Source organism: Cyclobacterium sp. 1_MG-2023, assembly GCF_030546805.1.
Lineage (GTDB): Bacteria > Bacteroidota > Bacteroidia > Cytophagales > Cyclobacteriaceae > Cyclobacterium.
Genome location: NZ_JAUOPC010000009.1, coordinates 100,478 through 121,266 on the forward strand (window position 1 = coordinate 100,478; position 20,789 = coordinate 121,266).

19 protein-coding genes are annotated in these 20,789 nt (G+C 39.0%); 13 read left to right on the forward strand and 6 right to left on the reverse strand.

Annotated features, from left to right (window positions below; all coding sequences use genetic code 11):
• Window positions 1-169: 169 nt before the first annotated feature.
• The gene (locus tag Q4534_RS15250) at window positions 170-1,291 is read right to left on the reverse strand and encodes a Gfo/Idh/MocA family protein (protein WP_303614012.1); all 1,122 of its coding nucleotides are present in this window, start codon (window positions 1,289-1,291) and stop codon (window positions 170-172) included.
• 205 nt (window positions 1,292-1,496) lie between these two features.
• Between Q4534_RS15250 and Q4534_RS15255 the strand changes: the two genes are divergently transcribed.
• Window positions 1,497-1,913 (forward strand): GNAT family N-acetyltransferase, encoded by a 417-nt coding sequence (locus Q4534_RS15255; protein ID WP_303614013.1) that lies wholly within the window; start codon window positions 1,497-1,499, stop codon window positions 1,911-1,913.
• 92 nt (window positions 1,914-2,005) lie between these two features.
• Here Q4534_RS15255 and Q4534_RS15260 read toward each other — a convergent pair whose 3' ends face one another.
• From Q4534_RS15260 to Q4534_RS15270, 3 genes are all read right to left on the reverse strand, one after another.
• A complete protein-coding gene (locus Q4534_RS15260) occupies window positions 2,006-3,472 on the reverse strand; it encodes a Gfo/Idh/MocA family protein (protein WP_303614014.1) in 1,467 nt (488 codons plus the stop codon).
• A 394-nt stretch (window positions 3,473-3,866) separates the two neighbouring features.
• Entirely contained in the window at window positions 3,867-4,103 is a 237-nt protein-coding gene (locus Q4534_RS15265) for a hypothetical protein (protein ID WP_014020075.1), read from the reverse strand.
• 136 nt (window positions 4,104-4,239) lie between these two features.
• Window positions 4,240-5,538 carry a voltage-gated chloride channel family protein gene (locus tag Q4534_RS15270; RefSeq protein ID WP_303614015.1) on the reverse strand — a complete coding sequence of 433 codons (1,299 nt, stop codon included), beginning with the start codon at window positions 5,536-5,538 and terminating at the stop codon, window positions 4,240-4,242.
• A 439-nt stretch (window positions 5,539-5,977) separates the two neighbouring features.
• Between Q4534_RS15270 and Q4534_RS15275 the strand changes: the two genes are divergently transcribed.
• The 3 genes from Q4534_RS15275 to Q4534_RS15285 all read left to right on the forward strand — a co-directional run bounded on the left by Q4534_RS15275 (window position 5,978) and on the right by Q4534_RS15285 (window position 10,176).
• Window positions 5,978-6,871, forward strand: a complete 894-nt coding sequence (locus Q4534_RS15275) for a TIGR01777 family oxidoreductase (RefSeq protein WP_303614016.1) — start codon at window positions 5,978-5,980, stop codon at window positions 6,869-6,871.
• 95 nt (window positions 6,872-6,966) lie between these two features.
• Window positions 6,967-9,522, forward strand: a complete 2,556-nt coding sequence (locus Q4534_RS15280) for a M14 family metallopeptidase (protein WP_303614017.1) — start codon at window positions 6,967-6,969, stop codon at window positions 9,520-9,522.
• Between the two features lie 147 nt (window positions 9,523-9,669).
• The gene (locus Q4534_RS15285) at window positions 9,670-10,176 is read left to right on the forward strand and encodes a hypothetical protein (protein WP_303614018.1); all 507 of its coding nucleotides are present in this window, start codon (window positions 9,670-9,672) and stop codon (window positions 10,174-10,176) included.
• 15 nt (window positions 10,177-10,191) lie between these two features.
• On the opposite strand, the gene Q4534_RS15290 is transcribed toward Q4534_RS15285, so the two are convergent.
• Window positions 10,192-10,497 carry a DUF4286 family protein gene (locus Q4534_RS15290; protein ID WP_303614019.1) on the reverse strand — a complete coding sequence of 102 codons (306 nt, stop codon included), beginning with the start codon at window positions 10,495-10,497 and terminating at the stop codon, window positions 10,192-10,194.
• A gap of 136 nt (window positions 10,498-10,633) precedes the next feature.
• On the opposite strand from Q4534_RS15290, the gene Q4534_RS15295 reads away from it, so the two are divergent.
• From Q4534_RS15295 to Q4534_RS15335, 9 genes are all read left to right on the forward strand, one after another.
• Window positions 10,634-11,296 (forward strand): carotenoid biosynthesis protein, encoded by a 663-nt coding sequence (locus Q4534_RS15295; protein ID WP_303614020.1) that lies wholly within the window; start codon window positions 10,634-10,636, stop codon window positions 11,294-11,296.
• Window positions 11,297-11,347: 51 nt separating this feature from the next.
• Window positions 11,348-11,794, forward strand: a complete 447-nt coding sequence (locus tag Q4534_RS15300) for a sterol desaturase family protein (protein WP_303614021.1) — start codon at window positions 11,348-11,350, stop codon at window positions 11,792-11,794.
• The gene (locus Q4534_RS15305; protein WP_303614022.1) at window positions 11,791-12,681 is read left to right on the forward strand and encodes a MerR family transcriptional regulator; all 891 of its coding nucleotides are present in this window, start codon (window positions 11,791-11,793) and stop codon (window positions 12,679-12,681) included. Before Q4534_RS15300 ends, Q4534_RS15305 begins: the two co-directional genes overlap by 4 nt.
• Window positions 12,682-13,327: 646 nt before the next feature.
• Complete coding sequence (locus Q4534_RS15310; RefSeq protein ID WP_303614023.1) at window positions 13,328-15,085, forward strand: c-type cytochrome; 1,758 nt, start codon at window positions 13,328-13,330, stop codon at window positions 15,083-15,085.
• Between the two features lie 35 nt (window positions 15,086-15,120).
• Window positions 15,121-15,873, forward strand: a complete 753-nt coding sequence (locus tag Q4534_RS15315) for a carbohydrate-binding family 9-like protein (protein WP_303614024.1) — start codon at window positions 15,121-15,123, stop codon at window positions 15,871-15,873.
• 11 nt (window positions 15,874-15,884) lie between these two features.
• Window positions 15,885-17,132 carry an amidohydrolase/deacetylase family metallohydrolase gene (locus tag Q4534_RS15320; protein ID WP_303614025.1) on the forward strand — a complete coding sequence of 416 codons (1,248 nt, stop codon included), beginning with the start codon at window positions 15,885-15,887 and terminating at the stop codon, window positions 17,130-17,132.
• A 55-nt stretch (window positions 17,133-17,187) separates the two neighbouring features.
• The gene (locus tag Q4534_RS15325) at window positions 17,188-17,715 is read left to right on the forward strand and encodes a RidA family protein (protein WP_303614026.1); all 528 of its coding nucleotides are present in this window, start codon (window positions 17,188-17,190) and stop codon (window positions 17,713-17,715) included.
• A gap of 51 nt (window positions 17,716-17,766) precedes the next feature.
• Window positions 17,767-18,990: an aminotransferase class V-fold PLP-dependent enzyme gene (locus tag Q4534_RS15330; protein WP_303614027.1), complete on the forward strand. Its 1,224-nt coding sequence runs from the start codon at window positions 17,767-17,769 to the stop codon at window positions 18,988-18,990.
• A 3-nt stretch (window positions 18,991-18,993) separates the two neighbouring features.
• Window positions 18,994-20,235: an amidohydrolase/deacetylase family metallohydrolase gene (locus Q4534_RS15335; RefSeq protein WP_303614028.1), complete on the forward strand. Its 1,242-nt coding sequence runs from the start codon at window positions 18,994-18,996 to the stop codon at window positions 20,233-20,235.
• Window positions 20,236-20,467: 232 nt separating this feature from the next.
• On the opposite strand, the gene trxA is transcribed toward Q4534_RS15335, so the two are convergent.
• On the reverse strand, window positions 20,468-20,788 hold the full coding sequence (gene trxA, locus Q4534_RS15340; RefSeq protein WP_303614029.1) for a thioredoxin: 321 nt from the start codon (window positions 20,786-20,788) through the stop codon (window positions 20,468-20,470).
• Window position 20,789 lies beyond the last annotated feature (1 nt).

Sequence of the window (20,789 nt, forward strand, 5' to 3'; positions counted from 1 at the left end):
AATCCTGTCATCCCTTTGGGATTAGGCTTTGTTTTTAAGATGGTTTTTGGGGATCTATTGCCTTTTGCAATAAATTTCCCTAATCAAAAAAAATCCCAAAGAATTTCTCCTTTGGGACATAACTCGACTTACAGCTAAATGACTATTGGCTTTATATTTAGATGTTCCTTTAGGTCAAATCAAGCTTCACTTTTTTACCCGTTTTAACGGCTTTATAAATAGCGTCAATTATGATTAGATCCTTAAGCGCTTCCTCACCATCTACAGGAACCTTAGCGGTTTCACCATCTAAAATGATCCCTGCCATTTTATCCATTTGGACGGTTTGGTGCGTTACATGTGGAAAATTTAATGGGCCCTTATTCGTCCAGGCTTTAATAGGACCGTAACCTGTGGAGGGCTGCATTTCTGCAAAACCTTTAGTCCCATTTAGGAAAAACTTATCCAAATGGCTGGTACTGTAGGTAGACAAGCAAGAGGAGATCACCCCACTTGGAAATCCAAACTGGAAAGTAATGGTTTCGTCAACCCCTTCCTTAAATTTTACCGGATCTGTTTTGGTTTCTTGGGCGGTTACCCATTCCGGTTCCTCTCCCACCATATAGCGGGCGCCATTGATAGAATAGATACCGATGTCCATCATGGCACCACCACCTGCCAATTCCTTATTAAGCCGCCATTGGGTCGGGTCACCAATTCTGAACCCACTCAAGCCCTGAAAGAATTTAATATCGCCAAATGCTCCATTTTCACGTAAGCGAATAATTTCCAATGTATTGGGTTCGAAGTGCATGCGGTAACCTACCAAGAGTTTAACACCGGCTTTGTCGCAAGCTTCTACCATTTCTCTGCCTTCTTTGGCATTGATGGCCATTGGTTTCTCACAAATCACATGCTTACCTGCAGCAGCGACCCGTAAGGTCTGTGGGTGGTGAAGGGCATTTGGTGTGATGATATAAACAGCATCAATGTCAGGATTGTCCTTGATGGCATCGAAATTTTCGTAATTGTAACAGTTTTTGTCCGGTATATCGTAAGTGGCCTGCCAATCCTTAATTTTGGAAGGTGTGCCACTGATCAAACCTACCAATTTGGCATTTTTGGAATCCAACATGGCCTTGGCCACACGGGTAGCATAACTGCCCAAGCCCATTATTGCAACCCTTAAGGTGCTTGCTTTTTTGGTATCGTGATTCATGCTTGCTTGTGTGTTTTGCGTGAAGTTTGGAATAAGAGGGAGGGAAACTGCCGAGAGTGTCAGTTTTTGCAAAAAGTTTCTTCTGCTTGTCATGATTTAATTAGGTTTAAAGTTTTGAATAGGCAATGGTCGATTGTTTATGTGCTGTTGTTCTTGAATCCTTAATTGAATTATAGGGATTAAATAAAATTGCAAAATTCCGATCAAATTCTTTAATTACAAGATATTGTTTTTTATCCGGAAACTGAAAATAAAATATTTTTAGGCATGAAACAAATGGTACACCAACCCAATCCAAATGTCGTCTTCTATTGTATATCAGGCTGAGCCTGAATTAAAAGCAGCTGACTTTCAAAAGTTGTTAATCTCTTCTACCTTGGGGGAGCGGAGGCCGGTAGACGATCTAAAGCGTCTGGGAAAGATGCTTTTGCATGCTGACCTGATTCTCACGGCTAGAAAGGAGGGAGAATTAATCGGAATTGCCAGATCGATCTCTGATCAAAGTTATTGTACTTATCTGTCAGACTTGGCTGTACATGTTGATTTTCAAAAGCAAGGCATAGGGAAAAAGTTGATAAAGTTAACCAAGGAAGCATTTCCTCAGTCCAATTTGATTTTGCTTTCAGCGCCCAAAGCTGTCGACTATTACCCTAAAATAGGGATGAAAAGGCACCCTCATTGCTTTCTTTCATTGCCTAAAGACCCTATTTATTGATAAATGCCAATAAAAAAGGCTGCTTCCAAAATGGAAACAGCCCTTGGGGTTTATTGTTAATTTTCTATTAGAAAATCTCTTTTGCTTTTTACTTATACTTTGTCCGGTGAAGGAAGGTCAAACTCAGCCCTCCTAGGATCGAAGAGTAATCTATTGGCTTCTACCGATCTGTCTCCAACAAAGAATTCTGAATCTCCATCAAATTCCAGCCATGGACCTACGATATAATCTGCTTGATCCACAGGCACTCCCATGCCATCTCTTGCGATTTCGTGAATCTTCATAAATTCTTCAAAAGCCAATTTATTGTCTCCAAATCTACCTGCTTTTGCATTGAAAGGGACTTTCTCTCCCATTCTGTAAGAAATATTCATCAGGTGGCCTAAAGTACAGCTGTAATGTGCATCATACATATTGCCATTGGCCATCATTGGATCATTGGCACGACAGGCATTGATAAAACTTCCAAATGCACCTCCAGGTGTCATAGGAACTTTTTTCACGTCGACATTTCGTGCTTGGCTTCCATTGTGTGACTTATATTCTCCATCTATAAGTTTGCCACCATCTTCAAAATAGAAGCGATTGGTTACTTCTTTCACATATCCTTCATGGTTTGCATTCCTAACGTTGAAAAACACTTGTTGGCCATTGGCAAATTCTGCTATAGCAAACATTGTATTTGGCGTTTCCCCTTGGTCATCCCAATTGAATCTGCCACCCATAGCCATTACCCTTACAGGGTGCGTATTGGCCACTTCATCGTCTAGGGCCCAATAGGCCACGTCCAGTTGATGAGTCCCCTGGTTGTTTAACTCACCATTTCCAACCTGCCAATTCCAGTGCCAGTTGTAATGAACCAGGTTTTCATTGTACTGATCAATTACTGCAGGACCTTTCCATAAATTCCAATCCAAATTGCTTGGTGGGGCAGTATTGGGTTTGTAGCCTATACCTTCCCTTGGTTTACAGGCAAAACCATGGGAAACCACCATTTTACCGTATTTTCCTGATTTGATATCACTTACCTGATCGCGCCATTCGTCACTACTACGTCTTTGAGCACCATGTTGAACTACTATGCCATATTTTTCAGCGGCAGCCAAAGCGATACGCCCTTCGTGGACATCGTGACTAGCGGGTTTTTCTACATAGCAATGTTTTCCATTTTGTGCGGCCCACACCACCATTAAGGAGTGCCAGCTATTAGGGGTTGCCACACTGATGGCATCGATGTCTTTCATTTCAAGAACTCGGCGTACATCTACTTCACCCTTTACTCGGTTGCTTTTGGTATCTCCACTTCGAAGAGATTGTACACGTTCATTGAGTACATTTTTGTCAGGATCTACTAAATAGGCAATTTCAACGTTCTCTAATTTCGAGAAATTTCCAATATGGGATTTACCTCTGCCATTGACTCCGCATACAGCCATCCTAAAACGATCGTTGGCACCAATTATGGAGCCATAAGATTTTGCATTAAAGCTCATTGCTCCAATGGTTAATCCACTTGCTCCAAAAATAGATTTCTTGATAAATTCTCTTCTTTGTTTCATGATTTGGGTTTGATAATACTTTCAGAATGAATACATAAGTAAAAGAAAATTGAGATTTAATTCAAGTTTTGCCTAATTTTTTATTTGATTGGTAGCAATGGTTGATAATTAATTTTGAATCGCAGTGAAATGCCGTGGAAACGGGCTTCCTAAAACTTATAATTTGCTTTGGAAATAGGGTCTAACTAATACGGGCGAAGTTTTCGAGGGTAAAATTTATGGCTAAAAATCGGTTTTTCTACTGTCCTGATAAATTAGGATAGGGGCTTTTCATTCATAGAAAAACAAAGAATGCTCATCATAAAAAAAATAAACTGATTCCATGTAAAAAAAATCAGCAATAAAATTGAGCTGGAATTTACATAGATGGGAAAAAACCTTTTGCAAGCAGTGCTTATGAGGCTTTCAAAAGGGTGTCAATCAATTCTGATGGGGTTTGAATACGGGCAATTTTGTCATCTTCCAGTTCTTTCTTCAACTCGTATTCTAATTCGAAGATCAATCCTGAGACAAAAATTTTGTCCATCCTCAAATCGTAGTAAAAGTTGGCAGCTTTTTTCTTTCCAGTTAAAGGAATTCCGTAAGATTGGAAAATTCCTATGGCCTTGCGCATTGCAGTAATATTGTTCATAGCATTAAGTTCAATCCAGAATCAATACGGAGATACCTTTTGTTTTGTTGTGCATTTCAACAAATCTTTTCATTAAAATTTGTTAAACAGCCAAAATACAAGGTCAAATTTTACTTTAAGTTTGGTTTTTGCTTAATTAGAGTTCACCAATCTTTTTGCCTTTTCGCCTTAAAAATTGTTGGTTTTTAGGTGAGCCTATAAGCTGTGAATTGTAGATGCCGGAGTGACCACTGAACAAGTAAGCCAAGACACATGCCAGGCCAATGTACACACCTGGTTCAGCTCCAAAAAGTTCAATTCCCATTATAGTGCAGGCCAATGGAGTGTTTGTTGCTCCGGAAAAAACACTCACAAAACCCATGCCTGCCAATAATGCAACAGGCAATGGAATAATGGATGACAAGGCATTGCCCAAGGTGGCACCGGTATAGAACAAGGGCGTGACCTCCCCACCTTTAAACCCTGAACCTAAAGTCAAAGAAGTTTTGGCTATTTTTACCAAGAAATCATACCAAGGAAGGTCTTGAGAAAAGGAATCTACGATGGTAGGGATTCCCAAACCAATGTATTTGGTATCCCCTATTATAAAGACGGAGGCAGCTATAATCACACCACCTACCACCGGTCTAAAAGGAGGGTATTTAATTTTTTTACTAAAATAATTTGACCAAAAATGAGTGGATTTTGAAAAAAGCCTGGCCGCCAGCCCAAAGCATATTCCTGCGGGAATCACCCAAAACACATTGATGAGACCAAAGACCGGCACTGTCGGAATTAAGTATTCAGTATGGTGAACCAGCCATATACCTTCGCAAGCATAATTGGCGATGATTGCAGCAAGAAAGGCCGGAAGAATAGATTCGTATCTCAGCCTACCAATAATTAGCCATTCCAATGCAAATACTGCACCGGCAAGCGGTGTTCCAAATACTGAAGCAAATCCTGCTGCCACTCCCACTGTTATGACCATCTTACGATCATCCGTTTTAAGGTTAAACCACTTCGTAAATTGATCTGCTATCGCTCCTCCCATTTGTATGGCAGTGCCCTCTCTTCCTGCTGAACCACCAAAAAGATGCGTTAGCAAGGTCCCCAAAAGCACCAAAGGAGCCATTTTCAACGGAATTATCTTCAAGGGATTATAAAATTCTTCTAGAAGTTGATTGTTTCCCTTGACTACAGAAGTGCCGAAACGATGGTATATCCAGCCAATGATAAAACCTCCTATTGGCAAAAATAGAATGATCCAAAGGTTGGATTCCCTGTATTGGGTGACCCAGTAAAGGGAAGTTAAAAACAATGCAGAAGCAGATCCTACCAAGCTCCCAATGATCAGCGCCAAAACCAGCCATTTAGCAGTGTAAACCACATTGGGGATTAATTCTTTAAAAATAAATTTGTTAAACAAAAGGAGGTTTCGGTTCCTATTTGACATGTAGTGAACAATTTAGATTCTGGGAAACGATAAACCGGAATGAATACATTTTTTGTTCAGCAGGAAACATTTCCCGGAACCTTTGTAAATGAGTTGAGCTCATTACTTGAAATACTGCAAATTGGCTCTTTATAATATACCCTGTCTAATTGCCCACAAATATAGGTAAACATTTGATAAAAGTTTTATTGTACTTGCTCCCGGTTTGCACACAAGGATAGGCGAGCTTTTAATGGATTTTATCTACTTCTTGTGGTTCACTCATCCTATTAATTAACTGAAAATTTAGCGAGTTAGGTTTACCTGTATTATTGCTTATTTGTACACTTGAAAGCTCCCCCAAATCTTTTGACAGCATTTTTTGCTATTGTTCGCATGGTGGAATAATTTTTGTGGAGTTTAATTTTCGTTTATTTAGATTTTAGGGTAGCAATTAATTATGCAAAATATACTAATCACCGGAGGATCGGGACTTGTGGGTACTTCCATAACAAAAACACTTGAGGCCGAAGGGAAAAAAGTGGCTTGGTTAAGCAGAAGTCCAAAAAAATACGCACAAAAAGCCTTCTATTGGAATCCTAAAAAGGGTGAATTGGATGAGAAAGCAATAGACTGGGCAGATGCTATAATCCATCTGGCAGGAGCCGGTGTGGCGGAGAAGAAGTGGACTGATCAACGCAAAAAAGTGATTTTGAATAGTAGGCTTGAGAGCAGTAATTTGCTTTATGAAGCATTAAAAAAATCCCAAAATAAACCCAAAGCTATGGTTTGTTCCAGTGCTGTTGGCTTTTATGGGTTTGATACCGGGGAAAAATTGGTTTTTGAAGGAGATCCTGCGGGAAATGATTTTTTGGCGGATGTTGTGAAGGAATGGGAGCATGCGACAGAAAAATTTCAGGATTTGGAGATTCGTACAGTGATTTTTCGAATCGGTATAGTGCTTGCCAAAGAAGGTGGGGCACTGAAAGAAATGCTTAAGCCACCGGTTGCAGCCCCACTGGGTTCTGGCCAACAGTATTTGAGTTGGATTTTTATCGAAGATTTGTCCGCCATGTTTGCTTTTGCCCTTGAAAATCATGGATTGTCCGGAATATATAATGCTGTAGGCCCTGTGCCTGTCACGAATAAAATCCTCACCAAGAGAGCTGCTGAGTATAAGGGGAAACCTTTTATTAATATAGGAGTTCCTTCATTTGCCCTTAAGCTAGGACTAGGAGAGATGGCCAATATGATTTTGGGAGGTAATCGGGTAAGTAATGAAAAAATTGAAGGTACAGGCTTCAAATTTCAATACGGAGACCTTAACCTAGCTTTGAAAAAAATATTCTCCTAAGATTTGACGACTGGTCGTATTATTAATAAAAAACCTCATAATTTCATTCCCGAAAAGACTGGTCTTTATTCTTGCGTATTAAACCTTACTGAAAAATGAAAAGAGGACTATTTAGCAGTGTATTATTATTTCTATTTTTTGTAGTTGGAGCTCAGGATATTAATCTTGATTACTACCTTCCGGATGACTATACTTATGATGAGAATATTGCCAAACCTTCATCCATTTTAGGTTTTGAAGTGGGAGAGTGGCATGCCAATCATACCCAAGTGGTAAGCTATTACAGAATGGTAGCCGAACAATCTTCTAGGGCAACCTTGATCAATTATGGCAGTACTTACGAAAAAAGACCTTTGCTGATGTTGGCTGTTTCTTCTCCTAAAAACATCAAGCAACTGGATAAGTTGAAAGAACAACGTGGGGGGTTAAGGTATCCTGATTTTAAATCTGATCTTCAAGGAATGCCCGTAGTAATGTATATGGGGCATTCGGTTCATGGAAACGAATCGTCGGGGGTAAATGCATCATTACTTTCAGCCTATCATTTTACTGCTGCCAAAGAAATTGAAGAAGATCTGGACAATATTATATTGTTAATAGACCCGGCCATAAATCCGGATGGAATTAACCGTTTTGCTTCCTGGGTCAACAGTCATAAAAGTTATTATCCCAATGGGGACCGAAACAATCGGGAACTTAATGAGACATGGCCTCGAGGGAGAACAAATCATTACTGGTTTGACTTAAATAGGGATTGGTTACCTGTGCAACATCCCGAATCTCAAGGAAGAATTGCCCAATTGCAAGGATGGTTACCTAATATCGTTCTTGATTTTCACGAAATGGGTACTGACAATACTTACTTTTTTCAGCCGGGTATACCTAGTCGAAATAATCCGCTTACACCAGCTAAGAACTTTGAATTGACAGAAAAAATTGCCGGGTACCATGCAAAATATTTGGATAAAATAGGGTCCTTATATTATTCCAAGGAAAGTTTTGATGATTATTATTTCGGTAAAGGTTCTACCTACCCGGATATCCAGGGGGCTGTGGGAATTTTATTTGAACAGGCATCTTCTAGAGGGCACCTGCATGAGAATGTATTTGGGGAAATATCCTTTCCATTTACTATCAGAAACCAATTTACTACCGCTCTTTCCTCATTCAATGCTGCCATAGACCTAAGGGTAGAATTGAATACTTATATGTCAGACTTTTATAAGGAAGCAAAGGAAGAATATACAAATGATGACAACAAGGCGATAATTTTTGGTGCTTTAGAGGATTATGGCAGAACATTTCATTTTGCTGATGTTTTATTGCGCCACGATATACAGCTTTATAGCTTAGAAGAAGATGTTACCTTAAATGGCGTGCCATTCAAATCAGGGAAGTCGTTCATTGTTCCATTGGACCAACCCCAATACAGGCTTATCAATTCTTTGTTTGAAACGAGGACTACCTTTCAAGATAGTTTATTCTATGACGTGTCTACATGGAACCTGCCCATGTCATTCAATTTAAATTATATGTCATTGAGCAGTAAGATTTTGAATCTTGCTAAGGTAGAAAATGTAAGTAAGGGACTATCTTTTAAGAAGGGCGAAGTAATTGGTAAGGCAGGAGCATACAGTTATGCCTTTGAATGGGAAGAATATTATGCTCCAAAGGCCTTGTATAAGCTAATGGATCTTGGTTATCAAGTAAGGGTAAGTCATAAGGAATTCCAAACGAAGGATAAGAAAGGCTTTGGTAGAGGAACCATATTGGTTGAAAAAGGAAATTCAGATCGGAGTTACGAGGCATTTTATGAAGACCTTAAATCAATAGCTGCTACTACAGGTATAAATATTCATGCTTTGACTACGGGGCTTACAGCCGGAGTAAATCTTGGTTCCCCAAGTATTAGTGTGTTGAAAAAGCCATCGATTGCCCTCCTAGTGGACGATGGTGTAGGAAGTTCTGATGCAGGAGAAATATGGCATCTTTTTGATCAGAGAATGGAGATTCCAATTACTTTGATGCCTACACATAGGATGTCAGGAGCTGACCTTAATAGGTACAATGTGATCATATTGCCCACCGGAAATTACGGAGGTTTTGGTGAGAGGGAAGCCGAAAAGCTAAAATCCTGGGTTCAAAAGGGAGGCACTCTTATTAGTAGAGGTTCTGCCATGAATTGGTTAGCAAAGAATGATATTGCAGTGTTTAATTTTGCCAGTGCAGATTATTCTGACAGTACTCGCCAAAAGGATTATGCTGATTTAAGTAATGATAGGGGATCAAAAGTTACCGGAGGAGCTATTTTCAAAGCAAAATTAGATGTAACCCACCCTATAGGTTATGGATATAAGACAGGAGACATACATGTTTTTAAGCAAGGGAATCAATTTCTTGAGCTTTCAGGAAATCCTTACGCTAACCCTGTGGTTTATACTGATGATCCACTTGCAAGTGGTTATGTCCATCCAAAAAACCTGGAAATGATAAAAAACAAAGGAGTGGTTCAAGTTTCGGGAAAAGGAAGTGGAAAAACCATAGGCTTTGTAGATAACCCAAACTTTAGGGCTTTTTGGTATGGAACCAATAAATTGTTTTTAAATGCTGTTTTCTTTGGTCAGACCATAAGTAGCGCTTCTACCAGGTAAGTAGCGCTACTATTTCTCTAATTAAAGCTAAGGTTTTTGGTTTGAACCCTTTTTTTCAATGAAAAACAAAGATTTCAAGCTGTAAATTATCGTATTGCCTTATTTTTCAAATTACTTTTGTTTAATTTGCAGGTTCAAAGGCTAATTATGAACAGAAAGCTATTTCCTTTAGATAAAAATTATATCCTACGGCAAGCCCAAGAGGCCGTGGAGAAGGAGATGATGCAGATGATGGTGGATGAACTGAAAAAAGCCTTTACCCTATTGTTCAATCCCCTCGAATTGCAGGATGATACTTATTTAAAAATTCTTTCCGTAAAATCATTTCCAGACGAACATTTGTCCATTATATACCGGCAATTGGCAGGTATTTATAGGTATAAATTTGGCTCCAATCAATTGGAATTGAGATTTGACGGTAAGAGTCATTTTGAAAAATACCAAGAAGACTGGAAACAAACGCTTCAAAAGTGGGTGCAGACACTAGGCCAAGATCCGGCTTATGTAAAGAACTTACTTAGGATGACACTGCTGTACGATACGCCATCTCGTGCTTTGTTTGCAGAAAACAGGTGCAAGTCCTTGTTGAACGAGCATTTTGGTCTTTTGATTATTAAAAGAAAAGGAGACCTATTAATGAAATTAGGAAGCTAATCAGGCTACCAAGATTTAATCAACCGATTCCAAAACAGAACGGAAAGACACGAATTGGCTTCCAAATTTTTCTTTGATGATTTCACTTAATACATCGGCATATCTTGCCTGAAAGAATTCGAGATCCTCAAGGTTTTCTGCTAAAAATTGGGCAGAGAAATTTACCCCGTTCCCATTGTCTTCTTGTAAAAGTCTAAAAAAACGTTTTTCGTAAAAGAGCCCGGTTTGCATTACTCTGCTGAGGTATTCTTGTTTCATCCATTCAATAAACTCTTCCTCCCTTTCACTATCTATATTTACTGTTATATTATAAAGTACCATTTGATTGACCTTTATGGCTTGTGTGAATCAATTTATATTAAATTCGTATTCCTTCTTTCGAACAAAAGTGTAAAGAAACACTTATAGTATATTGAAAACAAAAATAATACCTCAATATTTAATTTTCTGTTTTATTATGCCCAAAAACAAAAAGAGCTGGATGAGCTTTAGGCCTGAAAAAACGCTGATAGCAAAAATTTTTATTACTATTCTACACATAGTAGGGTTATTGGGCCTGTATTGGGAGCAGAGCCGGGCATTGTTTCAATTGATCACCCCTTTTCATTTGGTGGTGGTGACCGGTATTCTGCTTTACTTCCATCGGGATTTTAACAAGGGCTTTTTCATTTTTTTTTCATTTGCCTTTTTGCTTGGGATGATCACTGAAATAATAGGGGTGAATACCGGTTTGCTTTTTGGAGACTACAGCTACAGTTCGGTTATGGGAGTCAGGCTGTTTGGCGTTCCGCTTACAATTGGCCTAAATTGGTTCCTTTTGGTTTATTTGACAGGGGGAATTTTTCAAAATATGATAAAAAATGACCTTATTGCGGCAGTTTTAGCTGCGACACTAATGGTTATATTGGATTTGAACCTTGAAGTTGTGGCTGTAGAACTGAATTTCTGGCAGTGGCATCAAGAAAGCATACCTTTGTCGAATTACGTCACCTGGTTTTTAGTCGCATTTATTATTCAGATAGTCTACAGAAAGGCTTCCTTTGAAAAGGAGAACCCGCTTCACCTAACTCTCTTTTTCAATTTGCTCTTCTTTTTTGCCATTTTGGCAATGCTTTTATAAAAGAAATAGACTTGTGCTAAACAAAATTGATTAAAAGGAGTTTTTACAACAATGATTTACGCTCTGTTTTATACGTTTATTGGTTTTATGGCCATGGAGTTTTCCGGTTGGTTTATCCATAAGTATTTAATGCATGGCATTTTATGGAAAATTCACAAGACCCATCATACCCATACCAAAGGGTTCTTTGAACGCAATGATCTCTTTTCACTTCTATTTGCAAGTGTTGCGATTGTGCTCATTTTTTTGGGGATTGATGGGTGGGATTATAGGTTTTGGTTAGGACTTGGCATCACCATTTATGGTATGAGTTATTTTTTCTTGCATGATGTCTTGATTCATCGAAGACTTAAGTTATTCTCAAAACCAAAGAAAGGTTATCTCGCGGGTATTTTTAGTGCTCATCAAGCACATCATTTAAGTAGGGATAAAGAAGGGGCAGTTTCATTTGGATTATTCATTGTACCTAGAAAGTACTTTAAAAATAAAGGTAGATGAGTAAGTATTCAATAAAGGACTTAGAGCAGTTGTCGGGTATCAAGGCACATACTGTTCGGATATGGGAGCAACGTTACAAATTACTTAATCCCAAAAGAACAGAAACCAATATCAGGTATTATGATGATGATGACCTAAAGTTAATTCTTAACGTGGCCTTGCTTAATGACAATGGTATCAAAATAAGTAAAATTGCTAAAATGTCTGTAGAGGAGATGAAAGCAGAAGTTCTTCATCTTACCGAGCGCTCCTTTGCATATGATGATCAGGTTCACTCATTGGTATTGGCTATGGTGGAATTCAATGAGGAGCGATTCGAAAAGATTATTGCTACCAATATCCTCAAAATTGGTTTTGAGCAGACCATGTTAAATATTATTTATCCTTTTTTGTCAAAAATTGGAATTTTATGGCAGACGGGTAGCATTCACCCTGGGCAGGAGCACTTTATATCTAACTTGGTGAGGCAAAAGTTAATCGTGGCCATTGACGGGCAAATGTACAATGGAGGTGGGAGCAAATTTTTATTGTTTCTTCCGGAAGGAGAATTACATGAAATATCTTTATTGTTTACCTCTTATATATTAAAGTCTTATGGTCACAAAGTGATTTACCTAGGTCAAAATACGCCCGATGAAGACCTGAATAATGTTTATAAGGTTCATAAACCGGAATTTCTTGTTACTGCCATTACTACCAACCCTTCCAACGAAGAGGTTGAACCGTTTTTGCAATCTTTGGGGGAAAGGTTTCCTGATTCAAAAATCATTGCTTCGGGTTACCAAATCCTAGGGAGAAAACTTGAGCTGCCCTCGAATGTAGAATTGATGGAATACTTGAAGGAAATTAAGGAATATATCCTTCTTTTACCGTCGACCATCTCATAGTTTGGTGTATTTCCGGTTATCCAAAATGTTCTTGCTTCAATTATCAACCAAAAAATCAATATTTAACAAAAAAATACAAGAATAGGGTTAAAAAATAACCTTTTAACCTTGTCGCGGAAGGGTTTTTTCCTACTTTTGTCATTATTTTCACCCAAGATATCACCCTTTTTAAAAATTATTTTCTTGTTTGTCATTTGAGCAGTCTCCATCCATTCGATGTGTTTGGCGTGAGATTGATGCTAAAATTTGCAAGCGGCGGTTTGAATTTAAACAAACTACGCTAGGTAATTTATTAGGGAATTCCTACTTTAAGGCTTAGCAACCAGTGCTTTAATGCCATTTCATTTTGCTGTAAATCCAAATAATTAAAAGAAATATGTATAACTAGACTTTCTAAAGCATGATGATAGGAAAAAAATAGATCTAAATTTAAAAAGAGTTTGATACCTCTTTTTTAATGAAATTTGGCAGGTCGATATTAGAAATAACCATTTCCATAATACTTTATCCACTTAAGTAATTTTTTTAAGAATTACGTGTTGATTTTAAGGGAATTTTATGATTTCAGTATAACTTACCTTCCTAATTTAGTAATCACATCACCCACATAGTATTAAAATGACAAATCTTTAATAGTTTATATAAGATGAAAAATATTTCTTTTAACAAATCAAATCGTTTAGGTTATTACCTAATGATGCTAGTGCTTTTTACTTTGGCAGCATGTCAATCCGGAGTAGAATTACCAAAAGGAGACGCAGATAATGGAGGGTTAACGCTTCCAGGTGGATTTGAAGCAGTAGTTGTAGCGGATAGCGTAGGCAGGGCAAGACACCTTACCGTAAGAGACAATGGTGATATTTATGTAAAGCTCCGAGTTGCCAATGAAGAAGGGCAAGGAATAGTGGCCTTAAGAGATACAGACAATGATGGAAAAGCAGATATTGTCAAAGTATTTGGTGGTTATACTGAAAACGGAGGGTATGGTACCGGTATGGAGATTTACAATGGGTACTATTACTTCAGTACTGCCGGGGATGTTTTCAGAATGAAAATTGATCCGGAAAAATTGGTTCCTGAAGGTGAAGCAGAACTTATCCTGAGAGATGATTATAAAAATGCTGAACATGGATTTGAGCACATAGCCAAACCTTTAGCCTTTGATAATGAAGGAAACATGTACGTTCCTTTTGGTTCTCCTGGAGATGTTTGTCAAGAATTTAACAGGCGTCCGGGTATGGCCGGTATGTTCCCATGTCCGCAACTTGAATGGCATGGTGGGATTTGGAGATTCGATGCCAATAAATTGAATCAAACTCAAAAAGATGGTTATCGGTATGCTACCGGAATAAGGAGTGTGGTTGCCATGGATTGGAATGACAAAGAAAATAGTCTCTATGTGGTGCAACACGGCCGTGACAATCTTTACAGAACTTGGCCTGACCTTTACTCAAGGTGGGAGTCGGCGGTACTACCCTCTGAAGAATTTTTCAAAGTAGAAGATGGCACCAATGGTGGCTGGCCTTATTTTTACTATGACCATATTCGTGGTAAAAAACTATTGAACCCTGAATATGGAGGAGATAAAGAGTTGGCTACAGGTGTGGATTCAATCGCCATGCCATTAATGGGATTTCCTGGACACTATGCCCCTAATGATCTCTTCTTCTATACAGGAGATCAATTCCCTGAAAGGTATAAAGATGGTGCATTTGTAGCATTTCATGGGAGTACAATTCGTGGCCCATATCCTCAGGCAGGTTATTTTGTCGGCTTTGTTCCATTTGAGGGCGGAAAACCATCCGGTCCATGGGAAGTGTTTGCCGATGGATTTGCCCAGTTGGATACCATTGTGAATACAGGAGATGCTGCAGCCCGACCGATGGGTATTTCTATGGGACCTGACGGATCTCTTTATATTACTGAAAGTGTGAAAGGTAAAATTTGGCGCGTAATGTATCCCGGGAATAAAGAAGACTTTACCGAAGATGCATTGGCCGTATTGGAAGAAAGGAAAAAAACGAGAACCAATATTAAAAAGCCTTCCGAAGAAGAGGATAACTTAGAGAAAGGCATGTTAGAAATAGGTGCACAAACCTATAATGTATATTGTGCAACCTGTCACCAAAGCAATGGTTTAGGAGATGGAACACGTTTTCCTACTTTATCTCAAACCAAATGGGTTAGGGGCAATAAAAAGCAATTGATAAAAGTATTGTTACAAGGCTTAGAGGGACAAATAGATGTTAAAGGAGTTTCCTACAATGGTATAATGCCGGCACATTCTTTCCTTAGTGATGCGCAAATTGCGGGTGTTCTTACGTATATTAGAAAAAGCTTTGGGAATAATTCTTCCAGTATTTCAGCCATAGAAGTTGGGAATGTACGTAAAGAAATTGAGTAATTAATGACAACCCTTCCACTTAAAACGGCTAAAGTATGAAGTTAATTGTTTCCATTTTAATTGTAATATTTGGGCTGATAGAAGGTCCTAAACCTAAAGCTATGAAAGACAGCAAGGCATCTACTTTGGAATACATTGTGAAATTTGTAAATGCTCCAATTTCCGTTGATGGGAATTGGGACAAGCCTGAATGGAAAGAAGTAGAGGCTGCCTCCATAGCAAATCATATGGGACCAATGCCGGAAAAGTTTATTCCTAAAACTCAAGTCAAACTGAGGTATGACAAAGAGTATATTTATGGAATTTTTAAGGTGGAAGATAAGTATGTAAAATGTTTGGTTCAAGAGGTTAACGGAAACGTGTCAAGCGATTCCTGTGTGGAGTTTTTCTTTGCACCGGATACTAACTTTCCTTTGGAATATTTTAATTTGGAGATCAACTGCTCAGGTGTGCCTTTGTTTCACCATGTTACCAAACCTAGGAAGGAATTTACGGTATTGAAGCCTGAAGAGATTGGTCAAATAGAAATCGCTCATAGCATGCCGGGTAAGGTAGACCCTGAGATCACAGAACCGGTAACCTGGTTTATAGAATTCAAAGTGCCATTGTCTTTATTAAAAGCGCACAGAGAAATCACCGATCCGGCACCGGGAGTGACTTGGAAGGCTAACTTCTATAAGATTGCCGGACGTACGAGTAACCCTCACTACTTTACTTGGAATGAGGTGATCAATCATCGTCCGGATTTTCACCTTCCTAAATATTTTGGAAAGCTAACCTTTGAATAAAATCTATACTTATGAAACTATTAAGGCTTACATTTATTTTCTTTATGGCCATTGTCCTTCAGGTCAATGCACAAGATTATGATATTCTGATCAAAAATGGTCATGTAATTGATCCCAAAAATGAAATTGATGGGGTAATGGATGTTGCGATTAAGGACAAAAAAATTGCAAAAGTATCCAAAAATATCAAGGAAAAGTCAGCGAAAAAAGTAATTGATGCCGAAGGGTTAATTGTTACTCCGGGTTTGATTGATATCCACGGGCATCATTTTTTCGGAACTGAGTCCCATAGAGATTACAACAATAGCTTTTCATCTTTGCCACCGGATGGTTTTACCTTCAGAGCAGGAGTTACCACAGTTGCAGATGCAGGGAGTCCTGGATGGAAAAATTTCCAGACATATAAGGAGCATGTAATCAACCGTTCCAGAACCAGGGTATTGGTTTTTATTAATATCGTGGGTGAAGGCATGAGTGGCGTGACTACTCGAGAGCAGGACACAACAGATATGAGTCCTAAGATGACCGGTATGATAGCAAGGCAAAACCCTGAAATTATTGGGGTGAAGATAGCACATTATAGAGGACACGAGTGGGGACCTTACAAAAAAGCTGTTGAAGCAGCCGAGATGGCTAAAATCCCTGTAATGGTTGATCTAGGTGGGGCAGATCCTGCTTTGCCATTGTCCACTTTGCTTCTTGAGATATTAAGACCCGGTGATATTCTCACCCATATGTATGGTGGTGACCACTCCGGACATGGACCAAAAGAGGGAACTTTGAATGCAGATGGAAAGGTATGGCCTCACTGGTTTGAAGCACAAGAGAAGGGGTTGATATTTGATGTTGGCCATGGAGGAGGATCCTTTTTATTCAGAGTGGCTGTTCCTGCCACTGAGCAAGGGTTTTATCCAAATACAATAAGTACTGATTTACATACAGGAAGCATGAATGCTGGTATGAAGGACATGCTAAATGTGGTGTCTAAAATGATGAATTTGGGAATGAGTCTTCAGGAAGCCATTACTGCCTCCACTTGGAAACCTGCTCAGGTGATCCAAAGGGAGGATTTAGGCCACCTGTCAGAAGGTGCGGAAGCAGATTTGGCAATTTTCAATTTACATGAAGGCCAATTTGGCTTTATAGATTCTTCAGGCGCTGCCTTCAAAGGTTCTAAGAAATTGGAAACAGAATTGACCTTGAGAGCAGGTAGAATTGTATGGGACCTCAATGGTATCGGTGCCAAGGAATGGGAATAACCAGCCAGATGATTACTAAATTGACCTAATTAAATTACTAAAAATAAATTCAGTTATGCTTAAATCACTAGTGTTTTTGTTTTTCATAAGTCTCGTTACTTTGCCTGGCATCAGCAATGCGCAGAGTCCCGAGAAAAAATTGAAAAAAATGGGAATCACCTTAAAAACCCCCGAGCCTTTCAAAGGAAGTATTGTCAAGGCAGTTCGGACAGGAAATTTGGTGTTTCTTTCCGGACATGGGCCGGTTAAACCTGAAGGAGGAATGGTAACAGGAAAGCTTGGGACCGAACTTACCGTTACCGAAGGTAGAGCCGCAGCCAAATTGGTAGGTATTGATTTGCTAACTTCTTTAAAAGCTGAAATTGGAGACTTTAGCAAGGTTAAAAAGATTGTAAAAGTTCTAGGAATGGTCAATGCCAGCCCTGAATTTGATGAACAACCTCAGGTAATGAATGGTTTTTCTGATTTCATGGTGGAAATTTTTGGGGAGAAAGGCAGACATGCCAGGTCAGCTGTTGGTATGGGATCTTTGCCAGGCAATATTGCCTTGGAAATTGAAATGATTGTTGAAATTGAAGATTAAGTCTGTAGATATTCAAATCTATAAGCAGAAGATCTTATTAAAAATATTATTATGATAAGTAGAAGAAAATTACTCAAAAGATTAGGTACGCTTCCTTTGGTAGGCGGTGTACTAGGTGCAGGTGTTCCCCTTTCTGTTGTGAAGGGAGAAACAATGGTAGAAGCACCCAAGAGGAATGTGATTGAAGAATTAGGCCTTAGAAGTTTTGTGAATGCAGCAGGTACCTATACTGCTATGACAGCTTCGCTTATGCCTGATGAAGTGATGCAGACCATTAACTTTTCTTCTGACCACTACATCATGTTGGATGAGGTGCAGGATAAAGTAGGAGAAAAAATTGCAGCCCTCTGCCATGCAGAATATGCTACCGTTACAGCCGGTTGTTGGTCTGCAATGGTCTTGGGTACGGCAGGTGTGCTTACCGGAAAAGATAGGAAAAAAATAAGTCAACTTCCTGATCTTACAGGGATGAAGTCTCAGGTAATTGTACAAAAATCTCATAATACAGGTTATGTACATGCGCTTACCAATACAGGTGTTGACATTGTAGAAGTTGAAACTGCTGCAGATGTAGACCGTGCAGTAAATGATAAAACTGCCATGATGTGGTTTTTGAATTACCAAGGTCCATCAGGAAAGATCAAGCATGAGGAATGGATAGCCCTTGCCAAAAAGCATGGAATTCCTACCATGATAGATATGGCGGCAGATGTGCCACCGGTAGAAAACTTATGGAAGTACAATGACTTGGGTTTTGACCTTGTCTGTGTTTCCGGAGGTAAAGCCATAAGAGGTCCTCAAAGTGCTGGTATCCTTATGGGGCGTAGAGACCTTGTAGAAGCAGCTCGCTTAAGTGCCCCACCAAGAGGAGGTACCATTGGTCGTGGAATGAAAGTCAATAAAGAAGAAATTCTAGGTATGTATGTGGCTCTTGATACATACATCAAAAAAGACCATGATAAGGAATGGAAGGAATGGGAGGATAAAATTGCCCTTATTTCCGATGCTGTTTCTGATATTGAAAGTGTAAGTACAGAGGTGACTGTACCAGCTGTAGCGAATCATACTCCTTACTTAGAAATTGGTTGGGATCCGGCTAAAATCAAGCTTACTCAAGCTGAAATGAGAGAAAAATTACGTGATGGATCTCCTTCAATAGAAGTAATTGGTGGCGGCGAAAATGCAATTAAACTTACTGTATTTATGCTAAGACCAAAAGAGGAAAAAATTGTTGCCAAAAGAATTGCTGAAGAATTGGAAAAAGCTAAAGCTTAACATATGAATTTGAGATATAGATTATTATTAATGCTAATGGTACTTACCTCTAGCCTGGTAAGTGCCCAGACCTACGATATGCTTATCAAGGGCGGTAGGTTGATTGATCCGAAGAATGAAATTGATGCCACAATGGACATCGCCCTCAAGGATGGCAAGGTTGCCAAAGTAGCGAAATCCATAGCAGGAAGCGATGCGGCTAAAGTTATTGATGCTGATGGGCTTGTTGTTACTCCCGGCTTGATTGATATTCATGGTCATGTGTTTCATGGAACGAAACCAAATCATTACCTAAGTGATGGTTTGACTGCATTGCCACCGGATGGTTTTACCTTTCGTGTAGGTGTTACAACAATTGTTGATTGTGGAGGTGTTGGCTGGAAGAATTTTGAGACCTTTAAAAAGAATGTGATCGAGCCAAGCAAAACTAGGGTATTGAGCTTTATGAATATCGTTGGAGAAGGAATGCGTGGCGGAGCCTGGGAACAAAATACAGGTGATATGGATGCCAAACTTAGTGGTATGGTGGCCAAGCAAAACAAAAAATATATTGTAGGATTTAAGGTGGCTCATTATGGCAACCGAGATTGGATTCCAATTGACAGGGCTGTAGAAGCAGGAAGAATTGCAGACATGCCTGTAATTGTTGATTTTGGAGGTTCTAATGCCTTTGATCCACTTTCTATTAAAGAATTGTTTTTCAATCGCTTAAGGCCTGGGGACATTTATACCCATACCTATGCCGAACTTAACGGTGCCAGAGAAACAGTTGTAAATAGAGAAACACGTGAGTTTGAGCCATTTGTACTTGAAGCCCAAAAAAGAGGGATCATTTTTGATGTTGGATATGGTGGAGCCAGCTTCGAATTTAAGCAAGCCATTCCAGCTTTAGCTGCTGGACTATATCCTAACACCATTAGTACTGACCTTCACACAGGAAGCATGAATGCTGCCATGAAGGACATGCTTAACGTAATGACTACTTTTTTGGCCATGGGAATGGAGCTTCCTGAGGTTATTGAAGCAAGTACTTGGGAACCTGCAAAAGTAATTAAGAGAACTGAATTGGGACACCTTTCTGAAGGAGCCATAGCGGATCTAAGTATTCTACACATCAGAAATGGTGAATTTACCCAGTGGGATAGAACAGGTCAGAAGGTGCCTACCAATCAAAAACTTGAATGTGAAGTAACCATTAAAGATGGTAAAGTGGTTTATGACCTAAATGGTAGATCCATTCAATAATTAAATGTTGCCTTATATAAAAAGAAAAAGTCCTTCATTTGAAGGACTTTTTTTGTGTTTAAATAGTTCTACCCACCTCAATCATTTGCATTCAATTTGATTTGCTTACATAAGATAAGCTTTACTGCCTGCAATGGTTTCAAACCTTAATCTAAGGTTTTGCTTGATCCATTGAGGATAACACCATAAGCTTTAATTGATATTATCAATTGTTTTATTGTGGGGAATATATTTATACCTGTGCTTCCAATTTATCAGAAAGAACAGATTTAGGAACTGCTCCTACTACTTTGTCTACTACCTCTCCACCTTTGAAAATCAAAAGGGTAGGTATACTTCTAATTCCAAATTTGGAAGGAATGTCTTGGTTTGCATCAACATCCAATTTACCGATGGTAGCCTTGCCTTCATATTCTCCTGCAAGTTCTTCTACGATTGGGCCAATCATTTTACAAGGTCCGCACCATTCTGCCCAAAAGTCTACCAATACAGGCTGATCAGATTTGATTACTTCCTCAAAATTGCTATCTGTAATTTCAATTGCTTTTGCCATC

Coding starts and splice junctions, on each gene's coding strand:
- Q4534_RS15285 (WP_303614018.1), top strand. CDS start 9,670: ATGAACAGAAAGCTATTTCCTTTAGATAAAAATTATATCCTACGGCAA.
- trxA (WP_303614029.1), bottom strand. CDS start 20,788: ATGGCAAAAGCAATTGAAATTACAGATAGCAATTTTGAGGAAGTAATC.
- Q4534_RS15270 (WP_303614015.1), bottom strand. CDS start 5,538: ATGTCAAATAGGAACCGAAACCTCCTTTTGTTTAACAAATTTATTTTT.
- Q4534_RS15310 (WP_303614023.1), top strand. CDS start 13,328: ATGAAAAATATTTCTTTTAACAAATCAAATCGTTTAGGTTATTACCTA.
- Q4534_RS15265 (WP_014020075.1), bottom strand. CDS start 4,103: ATGAACAATATTACTGCAATGCGCAAGGCCATAGGAATTTTCCAATCT.
- Q4534_RS15335 (WP_303614028.1), top strand. CDS start 18,994: ATGAATTTGAGATATAGATTATTATTAATGCTAATGGTACTTACCTCT.
- Q4534_RS15320 (WP_303614025.1), top strand. CDS start 15,885: ATGAAACTATTAAGGCTTACATTTATTTTCTTTATGGCCATTGTCCTT.
- Q4534_RS15330 (WP_303614027.1), top strand. CDS start 17,767: ATGATAAGTAGAAGAAAATTACTCAAAAGATTAGGTACGCTTCCTTTG.
- Q4534_RS15250 (WP_303614012.1), bottom strand. CDS start 1,291: ATGACAAGCAGAAGAAACTTTTTGCAAAAACTGACACTCTCGGCAGTT.
- Q4534_RS15260 (WP_303614014.1), bottom strand. CDS start 3,472: ATGAAACAAAGAAGAGAATTTATCAAGAAATCTATTTTTGGAGCAAGT.
- Q4534_RS15305 (WP_303614022.1), top strand. CDS start 11,791: ATGAGTAAGTATTCAATAAAGGACTTAGAGCAGTTGTCGGGTATCAAG.
- Q4534_RS15280 (WP_303614017.1), top strand. CDS start 6,967: ATGAAAAGAGGACTATTTAGCAGTGTATTATTATTTCTATTTTTTGTA.
- Q4534_RS15255 (WP_303614013.1), top strand. CDS start 1,497: ATGTCGTCTTCTATTGTATATCAGGCTGAGCCTGAATTAAAAGCAGCT.
- Q4534_RS15275 (WP_303614016.1), top strand. CDS start 5,978: ATGCAAAATATACTAATCACCGGAGGATCGGGACTTGTGGGTACTTCC.
- Q4534_RS15290 (WP_303614019.1), bottom strand. CDS start 10,497: ATGGTACTTTATAATATAACAGTAAATATAGATAGTGAAAGGGAGGAA.
- Q4534_RS15300 (WP_303614021.1), top strand. CDS start 11,348: ATGATTTACGCTCTGTTTTATACGTTTATTGGTTTTATGGCCATGGAG.
- Q4534_RS15315 (WP_303614024.1), top strand. CDS start 15,121: ATGAAGTTAATTGTTTCCATTTTAATTGTAATATTTGGGCTGATAGAA.
- Q4534_RS15295 (WP_303614020.1), top strand. CDS start 10,634: ATGCCCAAAAACAAAAAGAGCTGGATGAGCTTTAGGCCTGAAAAAACG.
- Q4534_RS15325 (WP_303614026.1), top strand. CDS start 17,188: ATGCTTAAATCACTAGTGTTTTTGTTTTTCATAAGTCTCGTTACTTTG.